Here is an 18,556-nt window from a genome sequence, read left to right on the forward strand (position 1 = left end):
GCCTCAGGCCGGACAGCCCCCAACAAGATTTTCAGCAGCCTTCTAGATGACTGACGCGAGCGCCGTGTCCCCACCGTCGGAGACCGAGATGTCCGCGACCGCCACCTCAGGCTCCAGGGCGCTGCCCTCGTCGGCGAGCGTGGTGTCGATGTTGCGCCAGACCCCGTCGGCCTTCTGCCGGATCGGCGCCGCGTACGTCGACGTCTGTACCTGCCCGTTCGGCAGCGCGTATGTCGTCGCACTGGCCGAACGCTCCGACAGCACCTCGATCTTGCGGCCCTGCAACCGGGCCATCAGCAACGCCGCTGCCGTCGAATCAGCCGACAACGCAGCCAGCTTGGCAGACCTGTCGGCAACCGGCGCCTGCGTGGTGACGCGGTCCGCGGCGGCGAAGACCTGCGACACCAGTGCCGTCTCGGCCGCCAGCACGACAGCCACAGCCAGCGCGGTACGTCTCGGCGACCTGCGCGCGGCTCTCGCCCTTCCCCGTTGTCTCAGTCTCAACACGACTCCTGTGATCACGCCATGACACCTGATGTGCCATGGCGTGATCGTCAAGGGAGGAATTCGTGAAGATCACTCACGGCCCGCTCGCTCCGGCCGGAGCCCGGGGAAGCTTTACGCCGCCTTGTTCATCGACCTCTTGACGTGCGTGTGCACGGGTCACCTGGCCATCGGGGCGGCGGCAGTGTCTGGACGGTGGCCGCTTCTGGGCGGACGGACGTATGAGGGTGTCTTCTGGCAAAGGGTCAGTGGCTGTCGGCGTCGGGCCCTTCATCGAGCCGTCGAGCGCGTCGATATGGAAACGTGACCTCGAAGCCGGTGCTGCGTGAAGGGTGAAGAGGTCCTTGAGGCAGGGCGATCAAAGGAGTTGGTCGATCGCGCGTCGGCGCAGGTCAGTTGAGTCCGAGGAGGGCCGGCGGTCGCCTGTAGGGGCGGAGGGCTGTGGTTCGGAGTCCGACGGCGTTGTTCCCGGGTTCGGCATGATCCGCCGGGGCCGGCGGGTGTCGGTGAACACCGTCGCGAGGCTGACGGCGGAACTCGGGCCGGCCGCACGGAACGTCCGCCGACGCCGGTCACCGACCAGGCCGGACAAGCGGCCCGCGGCCCCGGACCTGGTACCCCTCGCCGCGGTACTCTTCGCGCGGCCGGAGCCGCGGGAGGTGTTCGCGGATCTGGTCGAGGGCCTGTTGCCGGACCTGGGCCGCGAGAACGGCTGGACCATGGCCGAGCGGGCCGGGCATGCCGCCCCGCACCGGATCCAGAAGTTCCTCGGTGAGGCGTACCGGAACGCGGGTGCGCTGCTGGTCGAGGTGCAGGACTACGGCGCTGGTCAGCTGGGTGACGCGCAGGCCACGCCGGTGCTGGACGACGCCCAGGTCGTCGAGAAGGGGACGCGGTCGGGCGTCGACGGGCGTTCCGTGCTTCGCCGAGGGCTGTGCTACCCGGTCGTGGAGATCACCGGGCTGAACTTTCGAGGTCACGGGGCGACGCGGGCGCCACCTCGAACCACGTGACCTTGCCGGTGGCGGTTCCGGCGCTGCCCCAGCTTGCCGCCAGTGCTGCGATGAGAGTCAGGCCCCGGCCGCATTCGGCGTGCGGCTGGAGCCCGCGCCGGGTGGGCAGCCGGTCGGCGGTGTCGGTGACCTCCACCCTCAGTCGGGCCCCTGTCCAACGCACCGACACCGAGCACGGTCCGGTGGTGTGGAGCACCGCGTTGGCGATGGCTTCGCCCGTCAGCAGTTCAAGATCGTGCAGTGTCTCGTCCGTGAGCGGGAGTTCCCAGGTGCGAATGGTCGAGAGGAGCAGCCGGCGGGCTATGGGTACGGCGGCCGGGTCTCTTGCGGGGACGCTGAGGGCGTGGAAGAGCGGCTGTGCGTGGTTGTCGGTCGTATGCGTGTGCCGCGCCTGCGAGTCTGTGTCGTCGGCCTCGGGTTCGTGGGCTGTTCGCCGTCGCGGCTCGGACGGCACCGTGGTCATGCTCATCTCTTGCCATCTCCCGGGGCTGGGGGCTTCGCTCTACCCTGACCGTGACAGTCGTCATGCGCCGGCAACAGGGGATGCCTGTGCTCTTAACATAGGTTTAGGGTCGAGTGGCAGAGATCACTTCTACGCTCGACTCGACGGCTCGGACCCCTGCCCTGGGGCATCACGCCCTGGGTATTCACGCCCTGGGTATGTACGCCCTGGCGGGACTTGAGGATCCGGCGTGCGAGGCACCGGGAGGCTCTGTGCGCATACTGCTTGTCGAGGACGACAACCGGGTCGCCGAGGCTCTGACCGGCTCACTGCGGCGCAACGGGTACGAGGTGTGGCGCGCGGCCAGCGCCGCCGAGGCGCTGGCCGCGCCCGCCGTCGACCTGGTCCTGCTGGACCTGGGCCTGCCGGACCGGGACGGCATCGAGGTGTGCCGGGAGCTGCGTGGCCGCGGCTCGGTCCCCGTCATCGCGGTGACCGCCAGAGGGGGCGAGCCCGACCGGGTGCGGGGGCTGCGCAGCGGAGCCGACGACTACGTGGTCAAGCCGTTCAGCGCCGCCGAGCTGCTGGCCCGTATCGAGGCGGTGCTCCGGCGCAGCATGCCCCGGCGGGCCGGGGAGGACCGGCTCGTCACCATCGACGGCCTCGAGATCGACCTGCCGCGGCGCACGGTCGCCCTGGACGGGCAGCCGGTGCCGCTGACCCGCAAGGAGTTCGACCTGCTGGCCGTACTGGTGCGCGCCGACGGCGCCGCCGTGCCCCGGGACCGCATCATCGTCGAGGTGTGGCACACGACGTACGACGGCATGTCGCGCACCCTCGACGTGCACATGGCCAACCTGCGGTCCAAGCTGGGGCGGGCGGGAAGCGTGGTGCGGACGGTGCGAGGCGTCGGCTACCGGCTCACCACCGCCGACGAAGCATCCCCGGAGGCTGCGTCGGACACCACGCCGGAGGTTGCGCCGTCCTCACCCCCGGGCCGCCCGCCCTCCGCCTCGCCGCCCGCGGCGGCCGAGGCCTGAGACAGCCGATGCGCCGCCGACTTCTCGTCATCGTCTTCGCCCTGGTCACGGGGCTCATCCTGGCGCTCAGCGTCCCTCTCGTCCGGGCCACCGCGGAGCACACGGTCCAGACGTCGTTCATCGGACGCGTCCAGGACGGCACCTGGTTCGCCGACATGGCCGCCACCACCCTCGAATCGGGACGGACCGACCGCCTTGAGGCGGCCGCCGACCGGTATACCGCCCTGTACGACTCCCGGGTCGTCGTCGTCGACGCGGACCGGGAGATCGTCGTCGCACCGCGCCCTCTCGACCTGGAGGAGCCGCGGGTCCAGGCTGCGCTGCTGCGTGCCCTGGCCGACCGGCCCGCCCGGCAGCCCGGCCTGATGTGGCCGTGGGACGAACGCCCCTTCGTGCTGGCTGAGCCGGTCAAGCGCGACGGCCATGTGCTGGGCGCCGTGCTCATCGTCTCGCCCACGGACCAGGCCCGCTCGCAGGTGGCCGACCACCTGACCCTCGTCACGCTGGGCGGCCTCGCCGCACTGGCCGCCGTGGTGATCGCGGTGGCCACGCCGGTGGTGCGGTGGGTGCTCCGCCCGGTTCACGAGCTGGACCGGGCCACGCACGAGGTGGCCCTCGGGCGGCTGAAGACCAAGGTCTCGGAGCGGACCGGCGCTCCGGAGCTGCGGCGGCTCGCCAACAGCTTCAACGTGATGGCGGACAGCATGCACGCCTCGCAGGAACAACAGCGCGCGTTCGTGGCACAGGCCTCCCACCAGCTGCGCAATCCGCTGACCGCGCTCCGGCTGCGCGTGGAGAACCTCGAGGACTACGTGAACGACCCACGTGGCCTGCACGAACTGCACATCGCCGCCGAGGAGGCCGACCGGTTCGGTGAGATCCTCGACGGGCTGCTGCGGATGGCCAGGGCGGAGGCGTCCGAGGCGGAGCGCGTTCCCGTGGACGTCACGGCCGTGGTCGCCCACCGGGTCGACGCCTGGCGCACGGCCTACGAGGCGGAGGGCGTACCCCTCACCACGCAGGTTCCGCAGGGGATGAGCGCGCTGTCGCTGCCCGACAGTCTCGACCACGCCCTGGACACCCTGCTCGACAACGCCCTCAAGTTCGGCAACGGCACCCCTGTGAGCGTCTCGGTCACCCGCGCCCCGGGCGGGGACAGCGACAACGACGAAGGCACAGGACAGGGCGGCGCGGTGGTGGACGTGACGGTGCGCGACGGGGGCACCGGACTGACCGCTGAGGAACTGGCCCGGGCAGGCGGGCGGTTCTGGCGCAGCACCCGTCACCAGAACGTCCGGGGCACGGGTCTGGGACTCGCCCTCACGCGCCTGATGGTCGAGGCGGGCGGCGGCGAACTGCGCCTCGCCGCAGCCGAGCCGCACGGCCTCGCGGCGACCGTACGGCTGCCCGCCGCTCCCCCGCCCCCGGGCACGACGGCCTGACCACGGTATGTGTCAGTGCTGGGACTCCCGGTACCACCGCTCCGCGCCCGGGTGCAGCTCCAGCGGGTAGGTGGCGATCGCCGTACGGCGATCGAGTCGACGGGCCTCTGGATGGTGGCGGATGAGGTCCTGCTGTCCCTCGAACAGCACCCGGGTCAGCCAGTACGCTTCCGCATCCGGCATGTCCGGCCGCACCACCAGGAAGTTCGGTACGCTCACCGTGCTCACGGCGCTCTGCTCGCCGTAGACGACGGCCGGCACAGTGGTCTCCGTGTACAGGTCACCGTAGGACCGGGTCAGGGGGCCGACCACGTCGCCGAGATCCACCAGGCGGATCGGTGTGGTCCGGCGCAGCTCCGTGATCGCCGCCGTGGGCAGGCCTCCGCTCCAGAAGAACGCATCGATCCGTCCCTCGGCCAGCGCGGACGCCGAAGCACGCACGTCGAGCCGCTCTCCCACGACGTCGCCGTCCGGAGAGAACCCGGCCACGTCCAGGATCCGCTCGGCGATGACCGCGGTGCCCGACCCCTCGGACCCCAGGGAGACCCGCCGCCCGCGCAGATCCGCCACGCTGCGCACCGGGCTGTCGGCGGGGACCACGAGCTGCACGTAGTTCTCGTAGAGCGCGGCCAGCGCCACCACCGGTACCGGCCCGGCGAACGGTGCGCGCCCGGCGACGGCGTCCGCGGCGGAGTCGGCGAGCGTGAAGGCCACCCGCGCCTCCCCCGCGCCCACCCGGCGCAGATTGTCGACGCTGCCCCCCGTGTACTGGACCGGGGCGGTCGCCTCGGGCAGGCTCCGCTCGATGAGCTCGGCGTATCCGCCTCCGTACACCGCGTAGACGCCACCGCGATTGCCGGTGGCCACGCTGATCTCCCCGGTCGGCCGAGGCGGCGCGTCGCTTCCGGAACATCCGGTGAGCAGCATCGCCATCAGAGCGACGGCGGCAGCGAGCGGACGAGCCACCGGCATGGAGGCCTCCCTGGACACGACGAACCCGGCTGACCGCGGGGCCGCCCCCACGGCCCACGCGATTCAGCCTAATCCCCGGGTGGCGGGGGGCCTGCCGTCGACTGCGTGCGGATGGCACCGGTGTGGCGGTCGTCGGGGTCTCGGATTCCGCGAGAGTGCCCTCGCGACGCCGTGACGCGAACGACTGTTCGATGCGTGGCCACCGGCCGGCCGGTAGCGTGCCGGGTCCCGTGCGGGAGATGCCCGCGCCGGTGTGCAAGCACGTGCCAGCACCACCTGGCGACCGCGAGCGAGCCGCGTGCCGGCTCACCGCCCTGGTGCGGGCTGCACGCTCTGGTCGACGAACTCGGCACGCTGGAGACGACGTTCACGGACTACGACCGTCTTCGGTTCGGTGGACCCACGTCCCGGGACTCCTGCACCGACGCCATGCGCGCCCGCTTCCCGCGCGGTGACCCGGATCCGACGGACCCTGTCGGCAGTGTGCGGGCGCCGGGCACGTGCAGACAGCGGGCAGGAGCCCTGCGCACGCGCCTCGCATCGCCGGTCAGGCCACCGAGGCGGCCTGGGCCTCGGGGTCAGACGGTTCGGGCGGCCGGGGGCCCTTCAACTGGGTCGCCACCACTGCCAGCGTCAGTGCCGCCCCGATGACGTCGGCCACCAGGTAGGGGCTGAGCAGCAGGCCGGTGGCCGCGACCGCCGCCAGCCGTTCGAGGGGGGTGGTCCTGCGCAGCCAGAAGCCCTCGATGGCCACGGCGAAGGCCAGCAGGCCGATGAGGCCGGTCACCACCGCGAGTACGACCTCGGGGACCGGTCCGTTGAGCAGGAGTGGTGAGTAGGCCATCAGCAGCGGGATCAGGTAGAGCCCCTTGGAGAACTTCCACGCCGCCACACTGGTCCGCATCGGGGAGGAGCCGGCGATTCCCGCTGCCGCGAAGCCGGAGAGTGCCACCGGTGGTGTCACGTTGGAGTCCTGGCTGTACCAGTAGACGATCATGTGGGCGACGATCAGCGGCACGCCCAGGTCGAGCAGCGCGGGACCGGCGAGCACGATCAGCACGATGTATGCGGCGGTGACGGGCAGCCCCATCCCGAGGACCAGCGAGGCGATCGCGATCAGCAGCAGGGTCGGCAGCAGGTAGCCGCCGCCCCAGCTCAGCATCATGCTGGAGAACTTCAGCCCCAGACCGGTCAGCCCCACCACCCCGACCACGACGCCCGCGGCCGCGGTGGCCACCGAGACGGAGAGCGTGTTGCGGGCGGCCAGGGTGAAGATCTCCCCGAACTCCTTCAGGCTCAGCCGGCTGCCGGCGCGGAGCATGGCCACCGCGGCCAGCGCGGCGGTGGCGTACAGACCGGCGAGCAGCGGCGTGACGTGCACCATGAGCAGGGTGACCAGCAGGACGAAGGGAGGCAGGAAGTGGAAGCCGCCGGCCATCACCTCGCGCAGCCGGGGGAGGTCTTCGGCGGGCAGCCCCCTGATCCCGTGCCGCCGGGCCAGGATGTCGACGAACAGGAAGATGACCGCGAAGTACATCAGCGCGGGGATGATCGCCACCTTGACGATCTCGACGTAGGGCACGCCGATCAGCTCGGCCATGACGAAGGCACCGGCGCCCATGATCGGGGGGAGCAGCTGTCCTCCCGTGGAGGCGGCCGCCTCCACTCCGCCGGCCTCGTGCGGCCGGTAGCCGACCTTCTTCATCATCGGGATGGTGAAGGCGCCCGTGGTGACCGTGTTGGCGATCGCGCTGCCGGACACCGAGCCCATGAGGGCACTCGCCACGACCGCTCCCTTGGCGGGGCCGCCGCGGTACTTTCCGGTGAGTACGTAGGCGATGTTGATGAAGAAGCTGCCGCCGCCGGTCTTCTCCAGCACCGCCCCGAAGAAGATGAACATGAACACGAAGGACGCGGCGACGCCCAGGGCAAGGCCGTATATGCCCTCCTGGAACAGATAGCTGTGGGAGACGATGCGCTGGACGGTGTACCCGCGATGGGACAGCAGACCGGGCAGCAGCGGCCCGACCCAGGCGTACACCAGGAAACAGGTCACCAGTGCGGCCATGAAGGTGCCGATCGCACGTCGGCACGCTTCCAGCAGCAGCACAACCGCCACGGCGCCCATGACCAGGTCGGTGGTGGAGGGTAGTCCGGTGCGGGCGACGATCCCGTCGTAGTCCAGAACGGGATACAGGCTCACGGTCACCGAGGCGAGCACGAGGAGAGCGTCGACGACGGCCATCGGCAGCCGTCGCGCCCACCGGCCCTTGCCCGCCGGCCGGGTGACGAAGACCAGCACCAGCACGAACATCAGGTGCAGAACGCGTTGCAGGTAGGAGTTGAGGCTCAGACTGACGGCGGTGTAGATCTGGAAGCAGCCGAGCGCGAGCGTGAGGGCGAGCACGCCGTGGCCGACGGCGGTCGCGGCCCGGCCGTTGCCCCATCGGGCTGCGGCGAGCCGGTGCCACAGCGGCCGGTCGTCGGCCGCTTCGGAGGCAGGCGCACTGTCGGGGGTGCCCGGGGCGATGGTCTGTCTCATAGCGCTTCGGGGCGCCCAGGGCTGACATGTCAGGGGGCGCCCTGCCCCTTTCTGGATCGCTGGGACGAGAGGGATGCCGGGGCCGGTACCGGGCAGGGGGTGGTCCGGCCGGCCCCGGCTTCAGGGGGACGGCAGAGGCACGCCGGGCCGAAGCCGGGGCTGCTGCGGGGGCCGACAACGACGCTGTCCCCGCAGGGATCTGACCGTCAGGGGCGGAGCCTGTCGGGGATCTGCACGCCCTTCTCCTCCGCGTAGCGGATGACACCGGGGTGCAGCGGGACCGGACTCTTGGCCAGGTTCTCCAGGACGAGGTACTCGGCGCCGGCCTCATAGACCTTGTTGAGACTGGCCACGTTCTCGTAGAGCGTGCGGGCCAGCTGGTAGCCGCGCTCCTCGGACATGTCGGTGGGGACCGCGACGACGTTCCACAGGGCGAGGGTCGGCACGTCCTCCTTGACCGTGCTGTAGGTGCCGCCCTTGATCGTGTGCTTGTTGTAGAAGGGGTACTTCTCGGTGACCGCAGCCGCCTCGTCCTCGCACATCGGGATCAGGTGCAGTGCGTCGGTGGCTTCGAGCTCGCGCAGCGATCCGTGGCCCTCCCCGACCACCCAGGACCCGGCGTCGATCTGCCCTTCCCGCAGGGCACGCGCGGTTTCGGCGTAGGCGTAGCGCTGACGTTCGATGTCCTTGTCGGGTGACATGTCCAGTGCCTCGAAGACCAGGTTGGTGGCCAGTTCGTTGCCGCTGCCGGGCGCGCCCACGGAGAAGCGTTTGCCCTTGATGTCGCGGAAGCAGTCGAGGCCGAGGTCGTCGTGGCGTGACTGGAGGGACACGGCGTGGTACACGTTCGGATAGAGCACCATCAGGGTCCGGGTCTTGACCGGTTTGCCGGAGAACTCACCCTGGCCGTGGTGGGCCTGATGGACCACGTCGCTCTGGGCGATGGCCATGTCGCTCTCGCCTCCGGCGATCAGCCGGAGATTCTGCACCGACCCCCCAGTGGTCTCGGCGCTGGCTTCGACTCCCTCGGCTTTGCGGTTGATCACCTCCGCCATCGCCCCGCCCATCGGGTAGTAGATGCCGGCGGTCGTGCCGGTGGCGATGGATATCCTCGCCGCGTCGCCGCCGTCGCTCCTGCCGGACTCGGCGGGCTGGCTGCAGGCGGCGGTCAGCAGCGTGATGCTCAGGCCCAAGGCGAGGCCGAAGCCGTATCTGCGGCGCTGTCGTCCCATGAAGCGCTCCTCGGTGTGGTGGGTTGTCCGTGACTCGGCTCACGAGCGAACGGTGGCTGGGACGGTACTGGTGCCAGGCTGGCCGACGAGCGTTCCGCGGTTCTTATTGAGCAACCCTTAAGGTTCGCACTCGCGACCGGTCCGCAGGCCGCTCCACGGCGTGCCGCGGCGCCTCCACGCCCGCGCGGGCAGAGCGGCCCCCGGCGGCCGGCCCTTCGCGGTCAGCCGATCGTTCGAGAGCTGCCCCGCCATCGGCTCCGCCGATTCGCGTCTGCCGTCCGGCATCAGCCCGCGCTGGTAGGTACGGCGACCTGGGCGACGAACCGCGCGGTGCAGTCGTCGAGCACATCCGCGCCCGGTCCGGCGGACACCGCAAGGCCCTCACTCACGTTCGGCAGGATGCCCAGTGGGGGGCGGAAGGTGCATACGGGCCGACGTCGACGCGGCCTGTCCGCCGAGAACCGGGCCACTGGCCGTGCCGTCGTCGGCGATCGTGAGCCGTACGAGTGCGGATGCGTGCACCCATCCGCCGACCGTGGCCCCACCACCGGGCCGGGTCCGCGCGAGCCGGTCAGCCGGCACGGTGCGCACGCCGCACGTGGCGATCGGGACTGCCGCACAGCCGGGTGTCGCGGGCCCGGCGTGACGGGTCGCCCGCGAGAGCCAGCTGTGCAGCGTCCCGGGACGGATGCCCACTCCAGCGACCGTCGCCGAGTCGTGGCAGAGGGTGGTGCCGTCATCGCGCATCGCCGTCCGCGCCTCTGCTGAGCCGAAACTCTTCGGGTTTCTTCACGCGACGCTGCGACCTGTGCCGATGCCGCAACGGGCCCCGCAGAGCAAGAGTTTCGGATCAATACTGATCACCGACTGCCTCTCTGGCCAGTCGACAAACGCTGCTCCCGTGGGGCATCCCGCATTGAGCCTCGCGTACGGCAAGGCCCCTGGGCCGGCTCAGCCAGGCCTTTCGAAGCGGAACCGGGTCGAGCGCACGGTCTCGGGCCGGCCACCCCAGCAGAGGTCGATGGGGGCTCCCGGTTCCAGGCGTTCGGGGTCGAAAGCGAGGAAGCGGTAGTGGGTGGAGTCCACCTCGGCGACCTCGGTCACGAGCGTGGTGCCGACCTGCAGGGCCGGGCCGAGTGCACGCGCCGGGATGGGAGCGCTGGTCTCCACCAGGAACTCCACCACGTCCCCGCCCTCGGGCAGCGCCGAGCGGAAGTTGCTCAACTGAGGCGGCTCGTAGCGGATGGACCGGGTGTCGATCGACAGCACATCTGGGAGTTCATGGCGTTCTCGCGGGGCTGGGGGTTCGAGCTCGCCAGGGTCGTTCGTCATCTGATGATGCTCCTTCAGAGCGGCTTGACCAGCTGGAGGTCGTCGAAGGCCAGGGGACGGAGTCCTCGGCGGTCGTACTCGATGAGGACCGCCTGGATCCGATCGAGCCGGATGTCCGGATGCGCGGCCCGGAAGCACTCAGGGCGGAACCGCAGGGTCTTGAGCATGGTCTTGATCACGTCGGGGCGGTCGAACGGGCGGGGCACACCGCCCACGGAGTCGGAATCGACCCATGCCGTGAGGCCTTCGACGTCCTCCAGCCCCAGCCGGAACCCCGCGGCGTCCGGCGGCAGTTGCCTCCCGGCGACTTCAGCAGCGCGCAGCCAGAGTTCGGCACTGCTGAAGTCCAAGGAGCGTACGGACGAGCGGAAGATCCCGCCGGTCTCCTTCGGTTCCATGACCATGCCGACACTCAGCCCGAAGAAGGACTGGTTGAAGGCAGTGGGCACTTGGTCGAACGGATACTCGTCGGCGACCATGCCTGCGGACTGCGCGGTCGGCAGCCCGAGTGAGTTGGTGCCGATGCCGTTGCGGTCCTCGTGGTCATCGATGGTGGGGGAACCCTCGTATGCGAAGGACTGGTGGACGAGGGAGGTGAGGACACCGGTCGGCCGTTGCTGCCCGTCGAGGAAGACGTGTGTGCCGTGGCCGAGCAGCCGGGAGCGGAAGAAGGCCGTCCCGTAGACGTCCAGGACGCGCTCGTGCTCGCCCCGGGAGACCACGGCCGTCACCCCGTCGTCGAGGAGCCATTGGCGGTTGAAGAAGTTGTGGTTGGTGCTGTGCACGTACTGTTGGGACTTGTACGGGCTCGGCTTGGCCCTGTCGTAGAACTGCGCCCCGTTGTTGTGGATCACATCGCCGTCCGAGGCGGGAAGGATCGTCATGAAGGCGTGGTTGTCCGGCTCGATGGTGGGCATGCCGGCCCAGTAGCGGAAGTTGGTCGGCGCCAGCGCGAGCACAGCCTGGACGGTGACCCCGATCGCGGGGAGAACAGTCGGGAGGGTGACCACCGCATCCCCGCCGCGAGAGTGGCCCATCAGACCCAGGCGGGCGAAGTCGATCCGCTCGAAGAAGCGGGACCCCGTATCCGCGTCGAGGGTCTGGAAGTGGCGGATGGAGTCGATGATCAGGTCCACCCGGGCCTCGATGTTGCCGACCCCGGACGATCCGCCGTTGAGCGCGTTGCAGTCGACCGAGACGGCGATGATCCCCATCCGGGCGAGGCTGTCCTGGAAGTAGTCGTAGCCGAGGTAGCTGGGATCCGCCGGGTCGTGGTTGCCATGGGCGAGCACCACGATCGGCACGCGTCCCGTCCCGGCCAGACGTGCGTTGAACGGCTGTCCCGGACCGTCGTCGTCCGCCGGGTACCGGACGCTTCCGTGGACGGGCCCGTCGGAGTACTCGTCGGAACCGACCGGGAACAGGTCCAGCGCCGACGGATCATGGGTGAACGGCGGATCCACGCAGGCTACCGTCACCTGGAGCCCGAGGTGGGCGGGGCAGGCCGGCGGCAGCGACTGGGTGACCACGATGGTGTCCCCGACCGCGACCGGCCGGCTGAGCTGGACACGGGGAGCGCTGCCGAGTCCGACCTGGACACCATTGCGGTAGACCTTGATCTGGGCGCCTGGGACGGAGTTCGTGACGGAGACGCTCAGGTCCCCGCCCTGGAGCGGGCCGACGCCGGGGGCCGGCAGCGCTGAGCACGGCTGGATCGTGACGTCCCCGGGCGGACTCGGTGGTCCGGTGTCACAGAGTCGCTGAGTCGCAGTGACCGTCTCTCCGGCCGTGAACGGTGTGCTGAACGGGACGAGCAGGGCGCCGCCCCAGCATCGGTAGGTGCCGGCCGGCGCACCGTTGCGGGTGAGCGAGACCCGGGCGCCATTGGCGATGCCGTTGATACGTAGTTGCTCGCTGCCCTCGTAGCCCGGGTCGATCGCCGGGGTCGGCAGAGGGGTCGGGCCGGGCTGGACGAGATGATCGACCGAGGGCGGACTCTTGTCGCCGCAGAGGTCGAAATGCGCGCGGACGTGCCGGCCCGGACCGTACGGCGGATCAATGTTCACGCCCTGCTGAGGCGCGGCGCAGCCGTCGACGCGCCCGGCCTCGGTCCCGTCCGCGGTGATCCAGACACTTCCGCCCCCGAGCAGATTGGCCACACCGGTACGAACCCCGCACTCCAGCGGCGGAGCGGGGTTGATCTGCGGCCGAGGAGGCCCGGCTGGGAAGTCCTTCGTATGGTCGAGGACGGTCGACGGCCGGCTCCAGTCGCTCTCCAGGCCGCCCAGGCGCTGTCGGGCACGCGCGGTCTGCCCCGCCACCAACGGTGCAGGAAGCGGGAGCGTCGCCCCGACCGGCTCGGGGAAGCCCACCTGCTGGGTGACCACGACCGTCCCCTCGACCTCGATGTCGATCTCCGCATGAGGGAGGAAGCCGAACACCGTCGTGGCGATGGCGCACTGGTACAGGTCGACCAGGCGCGGTGGCGAGAGCAGCTCGCGGTCGTCCTCCAGCTTCAGCTCTCTGATGTCCACCACCTGTTGCCCCATGGCACTCCCCACCACTTCTCACGTTGGGTAATCAATGGTTACCTTACGTGACAGGTTCGTGGGTGGCCGGTAGCGGAGCGCCGCGGCCGCCGGACCGCAGCGCTCCCCTCAACACCTGGCGAGTCCGTGCCTGCTCCTGCGTCTCCCACGGGGCCTGCGCGCGGACCGCGATGCCACGCGGTTCCACCCGGGTCGGCCGCGGCAGATGTACGACCGGCTGCATACGCGGGCACGAGTACGTGAAACGGGCGAAGGCCATCGGGGCGCAGTCGCACTGCTCCCCGATGGCCCTCCGCACTACTGCGACGGCTCGACGACGTGCTGCGGCGCTGGGTGCCGCGCCGTGCGTGCCTTCAGAAGGTGAGGTTCCAGGAGTCGATCCGGCCGGTGTCGGCACGGGCGTTGTCGTTGACCCGGAGCTTCCAGGTGCCGTCGGCGACCTCGGAGGAGGCGTTGACGGTGTAGACCTGGCTGATGTTGTCGGCGCTGCCGCCCGAGCGGTTGTGGAGCGTGTAGACGGTGCCGTCCGGGGCGATCAGGTCGACCTTCAGGTCTCCGATGTAGGTGTGCACGATGTTCACACCGACCTTGAGGTTGGCCGGGGCGTTGCCGGTCACGCCACTGACGGTGATCGGGCTCTCCACGGTCGTGTTGTCAGCGATGGCGAAGTCTGCGGTGTTCTCGAAGTACTTGCCGGGCGGAGGGGTGCCGCCGACGGCCTTGAGGGCGTCGACCTGTCCCTCGCCGAAGAAGCCGTTCCTGGCCGTGGTGCCCTTGCAGCGGCTGTCCGACGGGCAGGCGACGTCGTTGGCCTGGGTGGCCAGCTTGTCGCGCAGCTGCGCCGGGGTGATGCCGGGGTTGGTGCTGGCTAGCAGCGCCGCCACGCCGGCGACGTGGGGGGAGGCCATCGAGGTGCCGCTCTTGGAGCCGTACTTGCCGCCCGGCAGGGTGCTGTAGATGCCGGTGCCGTCGCCGCCCGGGGCCGTGACGTCGATGACGTTCAGGCCGTAGTTGGAGTAGGAGGCCTTCGCGGTGGTGCCCATGGCCGAGACTGTGACGACGCCCGGGAGCTCGGTCGGGATGTCCAGGCAGGCGTTGGTGATGGTGCGGGTGACCGGTGTCGAGTCGTTCGGGCTCTCGGTGTCGGTGGTCTTGTCGGCCAGGTCGATGTTGGCGTTGCCGGCCGCGGCGACCTGGAGCGAGCCCTTGCTCTCCGCGTACTCCTGGGCGCGCCTGACGCCCTCGATGATCGCGGCCTGGTCGGCGTTGTCCGGGCAGTTGAACTGCCACGGGTCGGTGTAGTAACTGTTGTTGGTGACCTTGAAGCCGTGGTCGCCGGCCCACATGAATCCGCAGACGGTGTTCTCGGCGAAGAACAGCGAGCTGCCGGGCTCGGCGATACGCACCGAGGAGATCCTGACACCCGGGGCTACGCCGATGACGCCCTTTCCGTTCTTGGCGGCCGCGACCGTACCGGCCACGTGCGTGCCGTGGGTGCCGACGTCGCGCCAGGCGCCCGTACGGGTGTCCGGCTTGCCGTACGCGCAGGAGACGGAGTCCGCGGCGTCGAAGTTCGGCGCGAGGTCCTGGTGCTGGTCGTCCACACCGGTGTCCAGGATGCCGACCTTGACGGAGGCGGAGCCCGTGGTGACGGCCCAGGCCTGGTCGGCCTTGATCTGGGTCATGTCGGCGCGGACCGGCTCGCCCGAAGGGGTGTTGGACTGCGCGGGGTTGGCGGGCAGCGCCGGGTTGTAGGCGTCCGCCGGCACGTCGGAGGTGCGGGTGGCGCCGACCTGCTGGACCCCGCTCACGCCGCGCATGGTGGTGGCGAAGGAGGCGGACGCGGAGTGGGCGGTGATGACACCGATCGCGTCGTAGTACTGGAAGACCGTTCCGCCGTTGGCGGTGACCGCGTTGCGGACCGCCGCGGTGTCACCGGGTGCGGTGATCACGAAGTAGGCGCGGGTGCCGGCAACCCAGGTCCCGCTCGGGGAAGCGGGGGCCGCGGCCCGGGACATCGCCGCGGGGGCGGCGGGGCCGGAGGGGGAGACCGGGGCGGTGTCGGCGAGCGCGGCGGGGGCGCCGAGGGCGAGCGCCGCGCCGAGCGCGGCGGCCAGCGTGAGGGAACGCCGAGGCCGGCTGGATCTGTGGGGTATCAATGCGTCCTCCGAAGACCCGGTGGTCAGGCCGGGTCGTGCGAAACGATTACTGGACGCAAGATGTCATGTACGCGGTCGGTTGCGGAAGGGTCTTTTGCAGCAATGGAGTTCGTCGACCGGTGGCCGAATACCGACCATGGGTGCGGGTGCGGACCATGCGGCGGGCCTGCCGGGCAGGGGCCGTAGAGCGGTGCGCCGTCCCGCCTCCGGGGTACCGGCGACACCCCGGCCACCGGACCCGGTCGACCGCGACTCACCCCTTCCCGCCCCGGCCGAGGCTGATCCTTCGGGGTGGACACCCTGACAGTCGCGTACGGCGTTCCGCGCTGTACCCATCGAGGCCCGGGCATGGTCCGAGCACCACGTGCCCAGGCAGCGCGTGGTCGGTGCGGTGAACAGGGCTGTCCGGGACGGCTGCGACGCGTTCCGTCCCTGAAGCGGCGTCCGGCCCCGGCCTGCCTGCCCGCCGGGGCCGGACGCCGTGGTCGTGCCGTCAGGAGACGGTGATGAACCGGGCGATGCTCGGCACCCCCTGGTCGTCCAGGGCGAAGAGCAGGTAGGTGCCTGGCAGGACCACGCCCTTGTCGGCCGGGATGGAGACCCGGTACGTGCCGGTCCCAGCGGGTGTGGATTCCAGGGGGACCCGCCGCTGGTCGTTGTCCGTGGAGTGGGTCGCGGCGCCGGCGCGCATCAGGACGAAGGAGGCCACCGGCCCCTCGGCGCTGACGGTGAGCGAGGTGCCGGCGGCGGCGCGGGGCGGCACGCCGCCGGTGATGACGGGACGCGGCTTGGGCGAGCCGTCTGCGTCGAGCAGGTACGGCGGTGTGAACACGGCGCCGTCGGCGTGGTTGGTGGCGCAGTCGCCGCACAGCCCGCCGCCGCCGGAGAAGATCCGTCCGTCGGGGAGCAGGTTCGCCACGCTGTGGTAGTTGCGCGGGACGGCCATGGTGGCGAGCGGGGTGAACCTCCCGGTCGCCGGGTCCCACAGTTCGGGGGTCAGCACGGACGTGGCGTCGCTGAACGGCACGGGGTAGGTCTGCCCGCCGAACACGGCGACCGTGCCGTCGGGCAGGACGACGCTGTTGCCGAAGGCGCGGGCGTGGCCCATGTCGCCGGTGCGCGCGGCCAGGACCCGGTCGCCGTCGATGCTGACGGTGTACGCGCGCCGGGTGGCGGGCGTCTTCTCGTACGCGGGCGAGCCGCCCAGGGTGAGCAGCTTGCCGATGTCGTACGCGACGGCGTTGCCGGTCATGGCGTCCTGGCTGTCGGCGCGGGTGCCGGCGGAGGTGATGGTCCCGTTCCCGCCGGTCGTGATCCAGTTCATCTGCCGGCTCGGGCCCAGCTGGAGTACCTTGCCGCCCGAGACGGCGTGCAGCCACATGTGGTTGTCGGCGCGGTAGGCGCCGGCCGGGTCGGCCGTCATCGCCGGGGTGGCGGGGACGCCGGGGAGCCTGCGCCAGGTGCGGGTGTCCGGGGACCAGACCTCGCCGGCCTTGTCTCCCGTGGATCCGCTCCAGGACCCGCCGAGGACGAAGGCCTCGCCGGTGGAGAGCAGGGTCATGGCCTGGTAGCCGCGGGCGATGTTCATGCTGGTGGTCGCGGACCAGGCATCGGCGGCCGGGTCGTAGATGCTCGCCTTCTCCGCGTTGCTGCCGCCGGTGACCAGGACCCGGCCGTCGGCGAGCATCGCTATCCCCGGGCAGAACATGTCGTGGCCGGTGTTGTCGACGCGGCGCTGGGTGACCTTGCCCGTCTTCAGGTCCAGGATCGCGGTCTGGGTGTATCCGTTGCTGCCGCCGAAGCGGTCGACCGCGTACGCCGACCAGGCCAGGAGCTTGTCGCCGGGCAGGACGGCGGTGGCCACCGGCACCAGGGGGAAGCCGGTGATCCGGCCCCAGGAGCCGTGGACGGCCGGGTCGGCCGGCCCGCTCAGGCGTATCTCGGCGGCGGAGGCCCACGGCCCGCGGTTGCCGGCCTCGCCGGTCACGTTCAGGCGTACGTAGCGGGCGTTCTCGGTGCGGGTGAAGGTGGCGGTCTTGACGGTGTCGTCGTCGCGCCAGGTGCCCGCGGAGACCGGCGCACCGAAGGTGGCGCCGTCGGTGCTGGTGGTGACGGTGTACGCGCCTGCACGCCCGTTGGGGCCGTTGTTGCGGGGCTGGTAGACCAGGGCGGAGACGGGTGTCGTGCGGTGCATGTCGATGGTGATGCTGTGCGGTGGCGGGGCCGGGGTCCCGGACCACTTGCTGTGCCAGATGGTGTCGGCGCTGCCGTCGAGGACGTTGGCCGCGCGGCCGTCCTCCGCGGTGGTCTCCTCGTCGCTCGCCGTGGCCGTCCATCCGGTCCGGGGCAGATCGACGGTGGCGGCCGGGGTTCCGGGGTCGCCGAGCAGGTCGAGCTCCGCGGCGGAGGTCCACGGGCCGCGGTTGCCGGCCTCGGTGACCGCGGTGAGCCGGACGAACCGGGCGCCCTGCGGGGCGAATCCGAGAGTCTTGGCGCCCGCGTCGTCCGCGAGGGTGCCGGTGGCGACCGGACTGCCCCAGTTCCTGCCGTCGATGCTCAGGCTGATGCGGTACTCGCCGACACGCCCGTTGGCCCCGTCGGTGCGGGGCCGGTAGACGAGCGCCGAGACCACCGCCGTGCGGTGCATGTCGACGGTGATGGTGTGCGGCAGCGCAGTGGGGGTGCCCGTCCACCTGCTGTGCCAGATGGTCGCCGTGCTGCCGTCGAGGACGTTGGCCGCGCGGCCGTCCTCCCCGGTGGTCTCCTCGTCGCTCGCCGTGGCCGTCCATCCGGTCCGGTCGAGGACGGGGGCCGTCGGCTCCATGGCGTTCGCCGGAGCCACGCCGTGGTGCGGCGACAGCTTCGCCGTCTGCCGATCGAACGGCACGGGCGCCGGCCGGGACGTCGTGCCATGACCGCCCGGCCCCGTGTCCGCCATACCGAGCCAGGGAGTGACCCCGACGAGCAGCGAGCCGAGGGCGAAGGCGATGAGCAGGTGGGAACGGCGTAATGCTCGGACAAGGGCGCGGACGCGTCTGGGCTGCAATCGGACCTCCTGGGACGAGCCGTGAACCGCTGCGGGCCCCTAGAACCTAAGTCAGCGCGCACCAACTCGACTGTCGAACAAAAGAGTTGGCTCGAACCTGAGCCGCTGCACGCGGAGTCCTCTCCTGCCGCGGCCCTGACCCCCGCATGACGCGCCACCTCCGAGTGGTGTCACCCACACCGGCACGTGCACTGTCCCCGCTGGGCCACGGAGGCCTGGGGCACATCACCTCGACGCGTCTGCGGCACGGAAGACCCCGTGATCGCAGGGAAGTCGCCATGCC

11 protein-coding genes and 2 pseudogenes are annotated in these 18,556 nt (G+C 70.8%); 4 read left to right on the plus strand and 9 right to left on the minus strand.

Going from position 1 to position 18,556, the window contains the following annotated elements; genetic code table 11:
* Nucleotides 1-42 precede the first annotated feature (42 nt).
* Nucleotides 43-438 (minus strand): hypothetical protein, encoded by a 396-nt coding sequence (locus AC5K6T_RS16015; RefSeq protein WP_493209607.1) that lies wholly within the window; start codon nucleotides 436-438, stop codon nucleotides 43-45.
* Nucleotides 439-1,136: 698 nt separating this feature from the next.
* On the opposite strand from AC5K6T_RS16015, the pseudogene AC5K6T_RS16020 reads away from it, so the two are divergent.
* Nucleotides 1,137-1,403, plus strand: a pseudogene (locus tag AC5K6T_RS16020) (IS701 family transposase); the annotation flags it as partial.
* A 55-nt stretch (nucleotides 1,404-1,458) separates the two neighbouring features.
* Here AC5K6T_RS16020 and AC5K6T_RS16025 read toward each other — a convergent pair.
* Nucleotides 1,459-1,986, minus strand: a complete 528-nt coding sequence (locus tag AC5K6T_RS16025; protein ID WP_493209609.1) for an ATP-binding protein — start codon at nucleotides 1,984-1,986, stop codon at nucleotides 1,459-1,461.
* Between the two features lie 245 nt (nucleotides 1,987-2,231).
* On the opposite strand from AC5K6T_RS16025, the gene AC5K6T_RS16030 reads away from it, so the two are divergent.
* Both AC5K6T_RS16030 and AC5K6T_RS16035 read left to right on the plus strand, forming a co-directional pair.
* Nucleotides 2,232-2,999: a response regulator transcription factor gene (locus AC5K6T_RS16030; RefSeq protein WP_493209611.1), complete on the plus strand. Its 768-nt coding sequence runs from the start codon at nucleotides 2,232-2,234 to the stop codon at nucleotides 2,997-2,999.
* Nucleotides 3,000-3,007: 8 nt separating this feature from the next.
* On the plus strand, nucleotides 3,008-4,441 hold the full coding sequence (locus AC5K6T_RS16035; RefSeq protein ID WP_493209613.1) for a sensor histidine kinase: 1,434 nt from the start codon (nucleotides 3,008-3,010) through the stop codon (nucleotides 4,439-4,441).
* Nucleotides 4,442-4,453: 12 nt separating this feature from the next.
* On the opposite strand, the gene AC5K6T_RS16040 is transcribed toward AC5K6T_RS16035, so the two are convergent.
* A complete protein-coding gene (locus AC5K6T_RS16040) occupies nucleotides 4,454-5,413 on the minus strand; it encodes a TAXI family TRAP transporter solute-binding subunit (RefSeq protein ID WP_493209615.1) in 960 nt (319 codons plus the stop codon).
* 279 nt (nucleotides 5,414-5,692) lie between these two features.
* Between AC5K6T_RS16040 and AC5K6T_RS16045 the strand changes: the two are divergent.
* Nucleotides 5,693-5,863 (plus strand): annotated as a pseudogene (locus AC5K6T_RS16045) (DUF6058 family natural product biosynthesis protein); the annotation flags it as partial.
* A 97-nt stretch (nucleotides 5,864-5,960) separates the two neighbouring features.
* On the opposite strand, the gene AC5K6T_RS16050 reads toward AC5K6T_RS16045, so the two are convergent.
* The 6 genes from AC5K6T_RS16050 to AC5K6T_RS16075 all read right to left on the minus strand — a co-directional run bounded on the left by AC5K6T_RS16050 (nucleotide 5,961) and on the right by AC5K6T_RS16075 (nucleotide 18,114).
* The gene (locus tag AC5K6T_RS16050; protein ID WP_493209617.1) at nucleotides 5,961-7,955 is read right to left on the minus strand and encodes a TRAP transporter permease; all 1,995 of its coding nucleotides are present in this window, start codon (nucleotides 7,953-7,955) and stop codon (nucleotides 5,961-5,963) included.
* A 206-nt stretch (nucleotides 7,956-8,161) separates the two neighbouring features.
* Nucleotides 8,162-9,187 carry a TAXI family TRAP transporter solute-binding subunit gene (locus AC5K6T_RS16055; RefSeq protein ID WP_493209619.1) on the minus strand — a complete coding sequence of 342 codons (1,026 nt, stop codon included), beginning with the start codon at nucleotides 9,185-9,187 and terminating at the stop codon, nucleotides 8,162-8,164.
* A 951-nt stretch (nucleotides 9,188-10,138) separates the two neighbouring features.
* Nucleotides 10,139-10,519, minus strand: a complete 381-nt coding sequence (locus AC5K6T_RS16060) for a hypothetical protein (RefSeq protein WP_493209621.1) — start codon at nucleotides 10,517-10,519, stop codon at nucleotides 10,139-10,141.
* Nucleotides 10,520-10,533: 14 nt separating this feature from the next.
* Entirely contained in the window at nucleotides 10,534-13,068 is a 2,535-nt protein-coding gene (locus AC5K6T_RS16065; protein WP_493209623.1) for an alpha/beta hydrolase family protein, read from the minus strand.
* A 353-nt stretch (nucleotides 13,069-13,421) separates the two neighbouring features.
* Nucleotides 13,422-15,227, minus strand: a complete 1,806-nt coding sequence (locus AC5K6T_RS16070) for a S8 family serine peptidase (protein ID WP_493209625.1) — start codon at nucleotides 15,225-15,227, stop codon at nucleotides 13,422-13,424.
* 493 nt (nucleotides 15,228-15,720) lie between these two features.
* A complete protein-coding gene (locus AC5K6T_RS16075; protein ID WP_493209627.1) occupies nucleotides 15,721-18,114 on the minus strand; it encodes a galactose oxidase family protein in 2,394 nt (797 codons plus the stop codon).
* Between the last annotated feature and the right edge of the window lie 442 nt (nucleotides 18,115-18,556).

The sequence above is a fragment of the Streptomyces sp. B8-7 genome (assembly GCF_058833805.1).

Bases quoted from the DNA above. Each gene is read 5' to 3' on its own strand.
- AC5K6T_RS16025 (WP_493209609.1), bottom strand. From the start codon at position 1,986: ATGAGCATGACCACGGTGCCGTCCGAGCCGCGACGGCGAACAGCCCAC.
- AC5K6T_RS16035 (WP_493209613.1), top strand. From the start codon at position 3,008: ATGCGCCGCCGACTTCTCGTCATCGTCTTCGCCCTGGTCACGGGGCTC.
- AC5K6T_RS16040 (WP_493209615.1), bottom strand. From the start codon at position 5,413: ATGCCGGTGGCTCGTCCGCTCGCTGCCGCCGTCGCTCTGATGGCGATG.
- AC5K6T_RS16050 (WP_493209617.1), bottom strand. From the start codon at position 7,955: ATGAGACAGACCATCGCCCCGGGCACCCCCGACAGTGCGCCTGCCTCC.
- AC5K6T_RS16055 (WP_493209619.1), bottom strand. From the start codon at position 9,187: ATGGGACGACAGCGCCGCAGATACGGCTTCGGCCTCGCCTTGGGCCTG.
- AC5K6T_RS16060 (WP_493209621.1), bottom strand. From the start codon at position 10,519: ATGACGAACGACCCTGGCGAGCTCGAACCCCCAGCCCCGCGAGAACGC.
- AC5K6T_RS16065 (WP_493209623.1), bottom strand. From the start codon at position 13,068: ATGGGGCAACAGGTGGTGGACATCAGAGAGCTGAAGCTGGAGGACGAC.